Origin of the sequence: Pseudomonas sp. W2Jun17 (genome assembly GCF_023127795.1) — a bacterium.
In the GTDB taxonomy this organism is placed as follows: domain Bacteria; phylum Pseudomonadota; class Gammaproteobacteria; order Pseudomonadales; family Pseudomonadaceae; genus Aquipseudomonas; species Aquipseudomonas synxantha_A.
Window position 1 is genome coordinate 41,754 of the sequence record NZ_SPKO01000031.1, and the last position, 11,647, is coordinate 53,400.

Annotated in this window: 14 protein-coding genes; 10 read left to right on the top strand and 4 right to left on the bottom strand. The window is 60.4% G+C overall.

Annotated features, from left to right (window positions below):
- Positions 1-49 precede the first annotated feature (49 nt).
- From E4O98_RS19155 to E4O98_RS19185, 7 genes are all read left to right on the top strand, one after another.
- Positions 50-1,018: a radical SAM protein gene (locus E4O98_RS19155; RefSeq protein ID WP_005790516.1), complete on the top strand. Its 969-nt coding sequence runs from the start codon at positions 50-52 to the stop codon at positions 1,016-1,018.
- Between the two features lie 99 nt (positions 1,019-1,117).
- Positions 1,118-1,723: a DUF4823 domain-containing protein gene (locus tag E4O98_RS19160; protein ID WP_005790515.1), complete on the top strand. Its 606-nt coding sequence runs from the start codon at positions 1,118-1,120 to the stop codon at positions 1,721-1,723.
- A 17-nt stretch (positions 1,724-1,740) separates the two neighbouring features.
- Complete coding sequence (locus tag E4O98_RS19165) at positions 1,741-2,301, top strand: DUF1285 domain-containing protein (RefSeq protein ID WP_248135991.1); 561 nt, start codon at positions 1,741-1,743, stop codon at positions 2,299-2,301.
- 70 nt (positions 2,302-2,371) lie between these two features.
- Positions 2,372-3,085 (top strand): GntR family transcriptional regulator, encoded by a 714-nt coding sequence (locus E4O98_RS19170; protein ID WP_078822091.1) that lies wholly within the window; start codon positions 2,372-2,374, stop codon positions 3,083-3,085.
- Positions 3,082-4,083, top strand: coding sequence for an ADP-ribosylglycohydrolase family protein (locus tag E4O98_RS19175; protein ID WP_248135993.1), 1,002 nt, complete (start codon positions 3,082-3,084; stop codon positions 4,081-4,083). Before E4O98_RS19170 ends, E4O98_RS19175 begins: the two co-directional genes overlap by 4 nt.
- A 188-nt stretch (positions 4,084-4,271) precedes the next feature.
- On the top strand, positions 4,272-5,738 hold the full coding sequence (locus E4O98_RS19180; RefSeq protein WP_032879870.1) for a cytosine permease: 1,467 nt from the start codon (positions 4,272-4,274) through the stop codon (positions 5,736-5,738).
- Positions 5,731-6,648 carry a PfkB family carbohydrate kinase gene (locus E4O98_RS19185; RefSeq protein ID WP_248135995.1) on the top strand — a complete coding sequence of 306 codons (918 nt, stop codon included), beginning with the start codon at positions 5,731-5,733 and terminating at the stop codon, positions 6,646-6,648. The genes E4O98_RS19180 and E4O98_RS19185 overlap by 8 nt, the downstream gene beginning before the upstream one ends.
- 115 nt (positions 6,649-6,763) lie before the next feature.
- Here the strand turns inward: E4O98_RS19185 and E4O98_RS19190 are convergent, their stop codons facing one another.
- The 4 genes from E4O98_RS19190 to E4O98_RS19205 all read right to left on the bottom strand — a co-directional run bounded on the left by E4O98_RS19190 (position 6,764) and on the right by E4O98_RS19205 (position 9,131).
- On the bottom strand, positions 6,764-7,144 hold the full coding sequence (locus tag E4O98_RS19190; protein WP_032879873.1) for a hypothetical protein: 381 nt from the start codon (positions 7,142-7,144) through the stop codon (positions 6,764-6,766).
- Positions 7,145-7,192: 48 nt separating this feature from the next.
- Positions 7,193-7,459 (bottom strand): hypothetical protein, encoded by a 267-nt coding sequence (locus E4O98_RS19195; RefSeq protein WP_005790502.1) that lies wholly within the window; start codon positions 7,457-7,459, stop codon positions 7,193-7,195.
- Between the two features lie 51 nt (positions 7,460-7,510).
- Positions 7,511-7,849, bottom strand: coding sequence for a hypothetical protein (locus E4O98_RS19200; RefSeq protein WP_005790501.1), 339 nt, complete (start codon positions 7,847-7,849; stop codon positions 7,511-7,513).
- A gap of 85 nt (positions 7,850-7,934) precedes the next feature.
- Complete coding sequence (locus tag E4O98_RS19205) at positions 7,935-9,131, bottom strand: MFS transporter (protein ID WP_248135997.1); 1,197 nt, start codon at positions 9,129-9,131, stop codon at positions 7,935-7,937.
- Positions 9,132-9,320: 189 nt separating this feature from the next.
- Here E4O98_RS19205 and E4O98_RS19210 point away from each other — a divergent pair, with 189 nt between their 5' ends.
- From E4O98_RS19210 to E4O98_RS19220, 3 genes are all read left to right on the top strand, one after another.
- Complete coding sequence (locus E4O98_RS19210) at positions 9,321-9,800, top strand: GNAT family N-acetyltransferase (protein WP_005790497.1); 480 nt, start codon at positions 9,321-9,323, stop codon at positions 9,798-9,800.
- Positions 9,801-9,948: 148 nt separating this feature from the next.
- Entirely contained in the window at positions 9,949-10,770 is an 822-nt protein-coding gene (locus E4O98_RS19215; protein WP_248136000.1) for an SDR family oxidoreductase, read from the top strand.
- Between the two features lie 32 nt (positions 10,771-10,802).
- On the top strand, positions 10,803-11,647 hold an 845-nt coding region (locus E4O98_RS19220; protein WP_248136002.1), incomplete at its 3' end, for a substrate-binding domain-containing protein.

Genomic DNA, 11,647 nt, shown 5'->3' on the forward strand with positions numbered 1-11,647 from the left:
TATGAGTCAGTTTTTAGTGCGCCCGAATTATCTTCTGCCGGAGTGATCCATGATCGTTGATCGTCAAGGCAGGCGTTTTCGCAATTTGCGGATCAGCCTGACCTCAGCCTGCAATTACGCGTGTACCTACTGCGTGCCTGACGGCAAGCGGCTGGTGGCTGCCCAGGACGAACTCTCGGCCGCGGCCATGGCCCGGGGCGTGGCTTACCTGATTGAAGCGGCGGGCATCGAACGCCTGCGCATCACTGGCGGCGAACCGCTGGTGAGCCCCAAGCTGGAAGCGTTCATGGACGCGGTAGGGCAGATGGGCCTCAGCGACATCAGCCTCACGACCAACGGCCAATTGCTGGCGCGCAAACTGCCGTTGCTGGTGGATGCCGGCATTCGGCGTATCAATGTCTCCCTCGATACCCTGGATGCCGATGCCTTTCGCAGCATCGCCCGTGGCGGCGACCTGGCCACCGTGCTCGATGGCATGGACCAGGCCAGCGCGGCCGGCATCAAGATCAAGGTCAACATGGTGCCATTGCGTGGCCAGAACCTGGATCAGGTGATGCCTCTGCTCGATTACTGCCTGGAGCGTGGCTACGAGCTGCGCTTTATCGAATTGATGCGCATGGGGCACCTGGCGAAAGACTCCAACGCGTTCCTCCAGCAATTTGTCAGCTTGCAGCAATTGCTCAGCCTGATCGGTGAGCGCCACGAATACCTGCAAGCCAACGCGCCCGTTGACGCTACCGCCGTACGCTACGAAGTACCGGGCAAAGGCTTCTTCGGCGTGATCGCCAACGAAAGTGTACCGTTCTGTCGTACGTGTTCGCGGTTGCGGTTGTCCTCCACGGGCTGGCTGCATGGTTGCTTGTCCTCAAGCAATCGCCACTACGTCGGTGACTTGCTTGATCAACCGCGCCACCAGGCATTGCCGGCCTTGCAGGGCTTGTTGATGAAGGCGCTGGGCGACAAGCAGGAAGTGGCGTTTTCGGGCGGCGCGACGATCATGAAGATCATTGGCGGCTAAGGTCGCGCATGCCTCAATGTGTTGTCCTTCAAGCTGGCGCAGAACCTGCATCTCACGCCCATTCGCCGGTTTTCCGTCACCGGCTTCTGGAGGATTAGGATGCGTAGTCTGGTTTTACTGCTGGCGGCGTTGGCCCTGAGTGGTTGTATGACCGTCAGCGATATGGCCGAAGGCACTCGCTATCAGATGAGCGATGCCGGGCTGCTGGACCATAGCGACACCCGGCGTACGGCCTCGGTGCGCATACAGCCGGATTCCTTTGTATTTATCGCCCAGGGCGCCTTCGTGCCGCCGGGCAGCGCGTACCCGCGACCCAACGTGGTCGCCGAGGAAGCGTTCAACGGTTTCGTCGAATATTTCCCCATGGTCCGTCGTGCCCGCCAACCCGAAGGTCTCGAGCAGGCCATGGCCGAAGCCCGCGAGGCGGGGGCTCACTACCTGCTGTATTGCCGTTTTGCGGCAGCCGATGACCGTATCGGCAATGCCGATGAGTGGACCGACCAGCAAGCTCTGGACCGCCTGGGGCTGGACAGCGGTGTGATCCAGGTCATGTTGATCGAGACCAGCACCCAGTATTTGATTGATACTGCACGTATTCGCAGTCGTGGCGGTTTACTGACGTTCCACGACACATCGCCACAAGATCTGATTGCCCGCCCCCTGGCGCAATACGCCCGAGGCTTGCTGGGCATGAGCAATCAGTAGACCTGAGGAGAAGCCCCATGACCGATTCCGCCAGGGCCAATGACCTATTGGCCCAACTGCCCAAGGGCAAGGGGCCGGCACCGGTGCATCTGTGGAATCCGGATTTTTGCGGCAACATCGACATGCGCATTGCCCGCGACGGCACCTGGTTTTACCAGGGCACGCCTATCGGGCGAAAGCCGATGGTCAAACTGTTTTCCAATATCCTGCGCCGAGACGGCGATGATTATTTCCTGGTGACGCCGGTAGAGAAAGTCGGCATCAGCGTCGATGATGCGCCATTTGTGGCGGTAACCCTGGACGTGCAAGGGCTGGGCGAAAGCCAGGTATTGCGCTTTACCACCAACGTCGACGAGCAGGTCGAGGCCGGCCTCGAACACCCCTTGCGGGTGGTGACGGACCCTGTCACCCAGGAACCTGCACCCTACGTGCGAGTTCGTACCAACCTTGAAGCCCTCGTGCATCGCAACGTGTTCTACCAATTGGTGGAGCTGGCGGTGACTCGTCCGATCAACGGTCAGAACTGGCTTGGCGTATGGAGTGCAGGGGAGTTTTTCCCCATCGGCCTGGAACCCTGAGGCTGATTTTGCCTTCACCCTGAAATAATCTCCTTGCTGTAAATGCCTGCTTTCGGTTATCAATTTGTACATGATTAGACATGTTCGATTTGATAAGAAAAAACGCGTCGTCGACGAGCTCATCCGCCGTATCGAAGGTGGGGTCATGGCCGACGGTTTGCTATTGCCAGGTGAGCACCAGTTGGCCGAGGAGTTTGCGGTCAGCCGTGGCACGCTGCGCGAAGCGCTGGCCGAGCTAAAGCGCCGTAACTATATCGCCACCCAGAGTGGCGTCGGCTCCATCGTCACCTTTGATGGCATGGTCCTCGACCAACGCAGCGGTTGGGCCCAGGCCCTGGCAGACACGGGGGCTCAGGTGAGCACCGACGTGCTGCGTTTCGAAGCGGTGACGCGCCCGGACCTGTTCAGCCGTTTCGGCACCGATCAATTTATTGCCCTGGATCGCCGCCGGAACACGGCCGATGGCGTTGCGGTGTCTCTGGAGCGTTCGTTGATGCCAGCAGTGGGTGGCCTGGAAAGCCTGCCCCGCATTGGCCTGATCGATGATTCCCTGACCATCACCCTGGCGGCCTACGGTTATGTGGGCGCCGAAGGCGACCAGTGGATCGGCGCCGAGCCCCTGAGCGATGAAGATGCTCAATTGCTCGGGCGCGCTGCCGGCACGGTATTTCTCAAGGCTTCGCGCACCACCTACGACCGTCGCGAACGCTTCATGGAGCATGTCGAAAGTTTGCTCGACCCGCTGCACTTTCGCCTGCATCTGCAGTTTGGAGCTGCCAAATGACCCGGGAAGACCGCGCACTCGGTGCCTTCTACGGCTTGGCCCTGGGCGACGCCCTGGGTATGCCCACACAATCCTTGAGCCGCGAACAGGTGAAAGCGCGCTTCGGAGCCATCACCGCCCTGGAAGACGCCGACGCCGACCAGCCCATTGCACCGAACATGCCCGCCGGTTCCATTACCGATGACACCGAGCAGGCCATCCTGGTCGCTGAGTTGCTGGTGCAAGGCCAAGGCCAGATCGAACCTGCCGTGCTTGCCCGGCGCCTGATCGACTGGGAAGCGGGAATGCGCGCCAAGGGTTCCCAGGACCTGCTCGGGCCGTCGACCAAACGGGCGATCGATATGATCCTTGCTGGCCATACGCCGCAAGAGTCCGGACGCTACGGCACCACCAATGGTGCGGCCATGCGCATCACCCCGGTGGGCATCGCCGCCGATGTCAGCGAGACAGCCTCGTTTATCCAGGCGGTGATCCAGGCTTGCCAGGTCACCCATAACACCAGCCTGGGTATCTCCAGTGCCGCGGCCGTGGCGGCGGTGGTCTCCGCCGGCATCAATGGCGTGGACCTCGGCGAAGCCTTGAACATCGGCATTCAGATTGCCCAGCAGGCTGAAAGCCATGGCCACTGGGTGGCCGGTGGACGCATTTCCACTCGCATCAGTTGGGCTCGCACCCTGAGTGTCGGCAGCGATGACAAGGCCCTGTTTGCCGATTTGCTCTACGAATTGATCGGGACGTCTGTTGCCTCGCAAGAGTCGGTGGTGGTGTCGTTCGCCTTGGCGCAGCAAGTCGCGTCCGGCGATATGAATGCCTTCGAAGCACTGTGCCTGGCCGCCAGCCTGGGGGGCGACACCGACACGATCGCCGCGATCCTGGGGGCCATGCTCGGCGCGTGCCTGGGGATGCAGTGCTGGCCAGAGGCGCTGATCGAGCAGGTCAAGCAGGTCAATGGCCTGGACTTGCAGCCGCTGGTCCAAGCGTTATTGGCCTTGCGATAAACACGGAACTAAATGTGGGAGCTGGCTTGCCTGCGACAGCGGTTTTCCAGTGGCTGCTGGGCTGGTTGACACACCCCAATCGCAGGCAAGCCAGCTCCCACATTAAAAAGCGTTGAGTCAGGAAGACTGGATAAAGATTCGACTCGCTGCCACAACCACAACAATACAGGCACCAGGAGCACCCCTTCATGAGCAGCACCTCTAGTGGCCAAAGCGCCGGGCAGTTGGAAACACGCGGCATCGAGCCGGTCCCGGAAGGCGAGTGCAACGGCCATCCGCTGCAACTGTTCTGGGTATGGTTTGCCGCCAATATCAGCATCCTCGGCTTGCCGCTCGGTGCGACGTTGGTCGCGTTTCGGGGCCTGGCCATCTGGCAGGCGATCATCGTCGCAATCCTTGGCGCAGCGGGTTCCTTCGCGGTAGTGGGCATCATCTCCATCGCCGGCCGTCGTGGTCGCGCGCCCAGCCTGACGTTATCCCGCGCTATCTTTGGCGTACGCGGCAATATCGGCCCGACGGTGGTCTCGCTGATGTCGCGCCTGGGTTGGGAAACCGTCAACACCACCACGGCCGCCTTTGTGTTGCTGTCCTTGTGTTCGATCCTGTTCGGTTCGGCGGTAGAGGCGAAAAGCGCCCCCGTACTCACGTTGATCTTCATCGCCATCTTTGTACTGCTGACCCTGGCGGTATCCGGCCTCGGCCACGCCACGCTGCTGGTGATCCAGAAGTGGGCCACCTATGTATTTGGCGGTTTGAATATCCTGGTGGGCGGCTTTCTGTGTGCCACTATCGACTGGAGCGCGGTGTTCAATGCCACACCTGCGCCGTTGAGCGCGATGATCATCGGCGTCGGCACCATGGCCGCCGGCACCGGCATTGGGTGGGCCAACGCCGGTGCCGATATGTCGCGCTACCAGCACCGCAGCGTCAAGGCTGTGCGCCTGGTGGCCAGCGCCGCCTTTGGCGCGGGCATCCCGCTGGTGTTGCTGATTACCCTTGGTGGCCTGCTGTCGGTGGGTAACGACGACCTGGCGTCGGCCACCGACCCCATCATCGCGATCCGCGACATGCTGCCCACCTGGATGGCGGTGCCTTACCTGATCACCGCATTCGGCGGGCTGTTGCTGTCGAACAATCTGTCGGTATATTCGGCCGGCCTTACCACCCTGACCCTGGGTCTGAAGGTCAAGCGCGTGCACGCGGTGATTGTCGATATCGTGGCGATCTTCGCCGGTTCCATCTATTTCATGCTGATCGCCGACAGCTTCTATGGCCCGTTCATCACCTTCATTTCGTTGCTGGCGGTGCCGATTACGGCGTGGGTCGGGATCTTCGTGGTCGACCTGATACACCGGCATTACTACAGCCCCAAGGACTTGCTGGATGTCAGTCCGAGCAGCGCTTACTGGTATCGCGGCGGTGTGGAGTGGCGTGCCTTCGGCGCCTGGGCCGTGGCTATCGTGCTGGGGTTCTGCTTCACCACCATCGGCACCACCGCGCAAAATATCTGGTTCGCCGGGCCGCTGTCCGACTCCTGGTTGGGCCACAACGGCCTGGGCTGGGTCGTCACCTTCCTGGTCGCAGGCGGCCTTTATGCGGTACTGGGCGGCGCGTCTGATCGTCGCCCGGCTTTGGTAGAGGGTACCCATGCCTAGATTGCTGCATACCGGCCAGGTCATTGTCGACTTGGTCATGGCCCTCGACACCCTGCCGGCAACTGGCGGTGACGTACTGGCCAAATCTGCCAGTTTCGAAGCGGGCGGTGGCTTCAACGTCATGGCGGCGGCGCGGCGCAATGGGATGTCGGTGGTCTACCTTGGGCGCTACGGCAATGGCCGGTTTGGTGACTTGGCTCGCGCCGCGATGCAGGCTGAAAAGATTGAAATGGCATTGACTGCGAGCAACGAGAAGGACACTGGTTTGTGTGTGTCCCTGACCGAGGCCACCACTGAGCGTACGTTCATTTCCCATATCGGCGCCGAAGGCGAATTGAGTGCCGAAGATTTGGCCAGGATCGTCCCGCTCGCCGATGACTACGTGTACGTCAGTGGCTACAGCCTGCTCCTTGAGGGCAAGGCGCAGCCGTTGATCGACTGGCTGCTGGCGCTGCCGCGAGAGATCGTAGTGGTGTTCGATCCTGGACCGCTGGTCAAGGCGCCGGATTCAGTCTTGATGCGTGCGTTGTTGCCACGTATCGATATCTGGACCAGCAATGGCCCGGAAGCTCTGGCGTTTACCGGTGCCCTTGAGATCGCCGCGGCGTTGCCTGCGTTGAGTCGACATCTGCCTGCGCAAACCTTGCTGGTCGTACGTGATGGGCCCAATGGTTGCTGGGTAGGGCGCACGGCTGGAATTGAACATGTACCCGGTTTCAAGGTGCAAGCGGTCGACAGCAACGGTGCGGGGGATGCGCACGCAGGGGTGTTTATTGCCGGCTTGGCGCAGGGCTTGAAACCTGTCGAGGCGGCGCGTCGAGCGAATGCTGCGGCGGCGTTGGCGGTGACGCGTTGGGGGCCGGCCACATCACCTGCCACTGCCGAGGTCGATGCACTACTCAGGGAATAAACACACGTCAAAATGTGGGAGGGGGCTTGCTCCCGATAGCGGTGTATCAGCCAGCTTATCTATAGCTGGCCCACCGCAATCGGGGCAAGCCCCCTCCCACATTTTGAATCTATGTTTAGCCTGCTTTTTTCAACGCCTGGATCAATTCATGTTTACGCATGGTCGAGCGGCCCGGAATGTTCTTGGCTCGCGCCTCCTTCATCAGGCCCTCCTTGGTTTGCGTACCCAACGAAGCCCCACTGCTGCGCGGGTGCCCCTCACGGCTAGCTGCCGCACGCTTGGCCGACTCCTGCCGATCCTGGGATTTCTTCGCCGGCGCTTTATGCTGGCCCGAGCCGCCGGCCTTTTCACCGCCGCCGGACTGCTTGTTGACGGTGGCCCAGGCCCGGGCTTCGGCTTCTTCCTTGGACAATCCCTTGTGCTCATAACTGTCTTCGATATGAGCGGCCTTGCGTTTCTGTTCGGCGGTGTATTTGGCTTTGCTTCCACGAGGCATCGCTAAAACTCCTTCTGGCCCCGGTCGCAGGGCCAGACCAGAAATGACTTACCGAGGGCCTGCACCGTCGAGCTTGCGGGCCTCATCCACACCCGAGGCGGTGAGCTTGATCGGCAGGTTCAACGAGTATTCACCGGCGTCGTCGGTGGTCACATGCCCATCCTTGATCAGCCCGCGGTCTTGCAGAAACGCCAAGACACTGGCGACTTCTTTCTCACCGCGGTAGTTGTCCAGTACCTCCTTGCCCAAGCCCTGGGGGTGAGCGTGCAGCAGGCGGGTGAGGACTTCTTTTTCAAGGTTTCTATCGACGTTCATGTGTACCTCTTCACTGGGAAATGATCGGGTGTTTGTGTTGCCAGGGATGTATCAAGGCGCTGGTTGTTTCGGTGCACCTGGCAGATTCGAGTCGTCGCCTTTATTGATCTTCGGCTCATTGACCGAAGGGCCCATTTTGCCGTTGCCGACCGCAGCCGGGGCCTGGCGCTGGGTATCATGGCCCTGGGTGTGAGGGTCGGCGCCGTTGGTGTTATCGATGATCGCGCCGCCGTTGGTATCCAGGCCAGTGCCCATGGATTTCTGCGATTCAGTCGTCGCGTCGGGCGTTGGGTCGGTGGGGCCGGTCGACGAAGTCGCCGCAAAGGCGCTCAGGGACGCCGCGGACAGGAGGCCGGTGAGGGCGAGGGCAGCAAATTTGGAGTTTTTCATGAGGGTGTCTCCATATGATTAATGTCCTTACCCTTTATTGGTCAGCCACCCTTTGCTGTTCGTGCCTTGATGGCGACGAACGGTATCAGTTCACCTGTATCACTTTATGTATCGATACTCGCCGCACGATCAAGCGCGCCACGGTGATCGACCAGTTCAGTGCGGCGATGACCAGTACGCTCAACAGCATCGTCGACAGGCCGAATTCGACAATCATTTTGCCCGCGAGCCATGGAAACCCGAAGACGCCGATAAAGTACGCCAGGCTGAACAGCAATAACGCCTGGGACATGGTGCCGCTGGGTGCTTCACTGGCCACCAGCCCATTGATCACCGAGTACGTCAGGCCATACCCGACCCCCAGCGTGGCGGCAGCCACCAGATAGCTGAAGTTACCGCTCACCCCGAACGCGAATAGCGCAACCGCGCCAAACATGACGCCGGACAATACGCACGCAGCCTGATAGGCATCACGCTTGACCACAAAGCCGGCGATCAACAGCCGGCTGGTAATCGCAGCAGTCAGGAAACCTGCGAAGAACAGTGAATAATCCAGCTGATGGGCCAGCGCATAGCTGGTCTGGAATGACGACAACCCACCAAACACGCAGCCACCCAGGCCGACCATCAAGATCGCGAACGCTGCCTTGGACGTCAGCACGCGGCGGCTTGCTGTCCAAGTGATCTTCGAAGCCGGCACGTTTGCATGCTGTTTGAACTGCGCGTCCATGCGCCAGAACATCACAACCCCGGCAAGGCTGGCCAACCCGGCAATGTAGAACGCTGTCGTCAGGGGCAAGCCCAGCGCGGTGGCGGCGCGCCCGAGCAACGGGCCGGAACCGATCCCGCTCAACATGCTGCCGGACAGCAGGGCAAAATACTTGGCGCGCTGCTGGGGTTGCACCAGCAGCGTCACGATGATCGGCCCCAGGGTATAGAACACGCCCCAGCCCAAGCCCAGGGATAACCCGAACAGCATCAGGCCCTGGCCAAACCCGGGGGACAGGGCAAACCCGAGGCAGGCCACCACCAGCATCACACCCGTGCCCGCAATCGCTCGCGCTGCGCCCAGCGCATCCGCCAGGTGCCCGGAAACGACCACCGCCACAAAGGTGCTGAGCATTGCCGTGGCAATGACACTGCCGGCGTCGTGCTCGTTGCCGCCGCGTGAATGAATCAGCAGTGACAGCAAAAAGGTCGAGCCATAGGACAGCGACAATAAGAAACTGGCGAGGCAGAACAGCGCGAATGTCTTCGCGCCAACTGCAGACGTGGCGGGCATGAGCAGGACCTGAATGTTGGAATTATGCCGCTTGTTTACCATGGGCGCTCATGGGGATTGTTCTGTGATTACTGGTGCTGGCATTACTCTGGGGCGGAGTAAAAACACTTCGGTCGGCATGAAATTGCGCTGCAATCGGTCATCAAACCGCCTTAGTATGTGGGCTTTGAAATTGCCCAAGGCGCGCCCATGACCATCGAGATTCGCCCCGCCGTACCCAGCGATGCTGCGCAGATCCTGAGTTTCATCACCGAGCTTGCCGAATATGAGAAAGCCCGGCACGAAGTGATCGCCAGCGTGGTGGATATCGAGCGCAGCCTGTTCAGCGAGGGCGCTACCGCCCATGGCCTGATCTGCCTGCGCGACGGTTTGCCGATTGGTTTTGCCGTGTTCTTTTTCAGCTACTCCACCTGGCTGGGCAGCAACTGCCTGTACCTGGAAGACTTGTATATCAACCCGGAGCAACGCGGCGGCGGAGCGGGCAAGAAGCTGTTGCGCCACCTGGCGAAGATCGCCTGCGATAACGGCTGTGGGCGTTTCGAGTGGAGCGTGCTGGACTGGAATGAACCAGCGATTGCCTTCTATAAATCCATCGGTGCCCAGCCTCAGGAGGAGTGGGTGCGCTATCGCATGGAAGGCGAGGCGCTGAGGGATTTTGCCCAAGGCTGACCGACATTCCAAACCGGCTATCAATGGCCGGTTTTTTTTGCTTTCGCTCATAATATGGGATGCAAATTTATATATTGAGATATTTCAAGGTCTGGGTTTATAGTCGCCTGCATCAGCACTCACTACCAAAAATAAAACAGGTGAAGCGATGCAGGCACAACCGTTGTCCCTACCTGCCGTGCCCGAGCCGACTTACGGCGAGCGGCTGAAGAACAAGGTGGTGATCATCACCGGCGCTGCGCAAGGTATTGGCGAGGCGATCGTGGCTTGCTTCCAGGCCCAGCAGGCGCGACTGGTGATTGCGGACATCCAGGCTGAAAAAGTCGAGAAAGTAGCCGCCTGTTGGCGCGAACGTGGCGCCGAGATTTGCGCACAACCTGTAGATATCACCTCCAAAGAGCAATGGCAGGCGCTGGTCAATCTCGCCATCGAGCGCTTTGGCCGGGTGGACGTACTGGTCAACTGCGCCGGGGTCAATGTGTTTCGCGACCCACTGGAAATGACCGACGAGGATTGGCGCCGCTGTTTCGCCATCGACCTTGATGGCGCCTGGTACGGTTGCCGTGCGGTGCTGCCGCACATGATCGAGCAGGGCATCGGCAACATCATCAATATTGCCTCAACCCATTCCAGCCACATCATCCCCGGCTGCTTTCCTTATCCTGTCGCCAAGCATGGCCTGCTCGGCCTCACTCGCGCCCTGGGCATCGAATACGCGCCCAAGGGTATCCGCGTAAACGCTATCGCCCCGGGCTATATCGAAACCCAGCTTAACGTCGACTACTGGAACGGCTTCCCCGACCCCCGCGCCGAACGCCAGCGCGCGTTTGACCTGCACCCGCCCAAGCGCATCGGCCAACCCATTGAGGTGGCGATGACCGCGCTGTTCCTGGCGACCGACGAGGCACCCTTTATCAACGCCACGTGCCTGATGATCGATGGCGGGCGTTCGGTGATGTACCACGACTAAATCGTTTTCCAATAACAAGAAAGAGGTGGTTCATGTTCAAGAAGACTCTTGGCGCTGTGGCGCTGGCGATGGTGTTCAGCGGCTTTGTATCGGCTGAAGAAGTGAAGATCGGTTTTTTGGTCAAGCAGGCCGAAGAGCCGTGGTTCCAGACTGAATGGGCCTTCGCCGAAAAAGCCGGCAAGGAGCATGGCTTCACCGTGATCAAGATCGCCGTGCCCGACGGCGAGAAAACCCTCTCGGCCATCGACAGCCTCGCCGCCAACGGTGCCAAGGGCTTTGTGATCTGCCCACCGGACGTGTCCCTGGGCCCGGCCATTGTCGCCAAGGCCAAGGTCAACGGCCTGAAAGTCATGGCCGTGGATGACCGCTTTGTCGATGCCAAGGGCAACTTCATGGAAGACGTGCCGTACCTGGGCATGGCCGCGTTTGAAGTGGGCCAGAAACAAGGGGCCGCCATGGCCGCCGAAGCGAAAAAACGCGGCTGGGACTGGAAGGACACTTATGCGGTGATCAACACCTTCAACGAGCTCGATACCGGTAAAAAGCGCACTGACGGCTCGATCAAGTCCCTGGAAGAAGCCGGCATCCCCAAGGATCACATCCTCACCGCTGCCCTCAAGACTCTTGACGTGCCTGGCAGCATGGACGCCACCAACTCGGCCCTGGTCAAGCTGCCCGGCGGCGCTAAAAACCTGATCATCGGCGGCATGAACGACAACACCGTGCTCGGCGGCGTGCGCGCCACTGAAAGCGCCGGCTTCAAGGCCGCCAACGTGATCGGCATCGGCATTAATGGCACCGACGCCATCGGCGAATTGAAGAAAGCCGACAGCGGTTTCTTCGGCTCCATGCTGCCGAGCCCGCACATCGAGGGCTA

Bases quoted from the DNA above. Each gene is read 5' to 3' on its own strand.
- E4O98_RS19185 (WP_248135995.1), top strand. From the start codon at position 5,731: ATGCCTAGATTGCTGCATACCGGCCAGGTCATTGTCGACTTGGTCATG.
- E4O98_RS19200 (WP_005790501.1), bottom strand. From the start codon at position 7,849: ATGAAAAACTCCAAATTTGCTGCCCTCGCCCTCACCGGCCTCCTGTCC.
- E4O98_RS19190 (WP_032879873.1), bottom strand. From the start codon at position 7,144: ATGCCTCGTGGAAGCAAAGCCAAATACACCGCCGAACAGAAACGCAAG.
- E4O98_RS19215 (WP_248136000.1), top strand. From the start codon at position 9,949: ATGCAGGCACAACCGTTGTCCCTACCTGCCGTGCCCGAGCCGACTTAC.
- E4O98_RS19175 (WP_248135993.1), top strand. From the start codon at position 3,082: ATGACCCGGGAAGACCGCGCACTCGGTGCCTTCTACGGCTTGGCCCTG.
- E4O98_RS19195 (WP_005790502.1), bottom strand. From the start codon at position 7,459: ATGAACGTCGATAGAAACCTTGAAAAAGAAGTCCTCACCCGCCTGCTG.
- E4O98_RS19155 (WP_005790516.1), top strand. From the start codon at position 50: ATGATCGTTGATCGTCAAGGCAGGCGTTTTCGCAATTTGCGGATCAGC.
- E4O98_RS19165 (WP_248135991.1), top strand. From the start codon at position 1,741: ATGACCGATTCCGCCAGGGCCAATGACCTATTGGCCCAACTGCCCAAG.
- E4O98_RS19205 (WP_248135997.1), bottom strand. From the start codon at position 9,131: ATGCCCGCCACGTCTGCAGTTGGCGCGAAGACATTCGCGCTGTTCTGC.
- E4O98_RS19180 (WP_032879870.1), top strand. From the start codon at position 4,272: ATGAGCAGCACCTCTAGTGGCCAAAGCGCCGGGCAGTTGGAAACACGC.
- E4O98_RS19170 (WP_078822091.1), top strand. From the start codon at position 2,372: ATGATTAGACATGTTCGATTTGATAAGAAAAAACGCGTCGTCGACGAG.
- E4O98_RS19210 (WP_005790497.1), top strand. From the start codon at position 9,321: ATGACCATCGAGATTCGCCCCGCCGTACCCAGCGATGCTGCGCAGATC.
- E4O98_RS19160 (WP_005790515.1), top strand. From the start codon at position 1,118: ATGCGTAGTCTGGTTTTACTGCTGGCGGCGTTGGCCCTGAGTGGTTGT.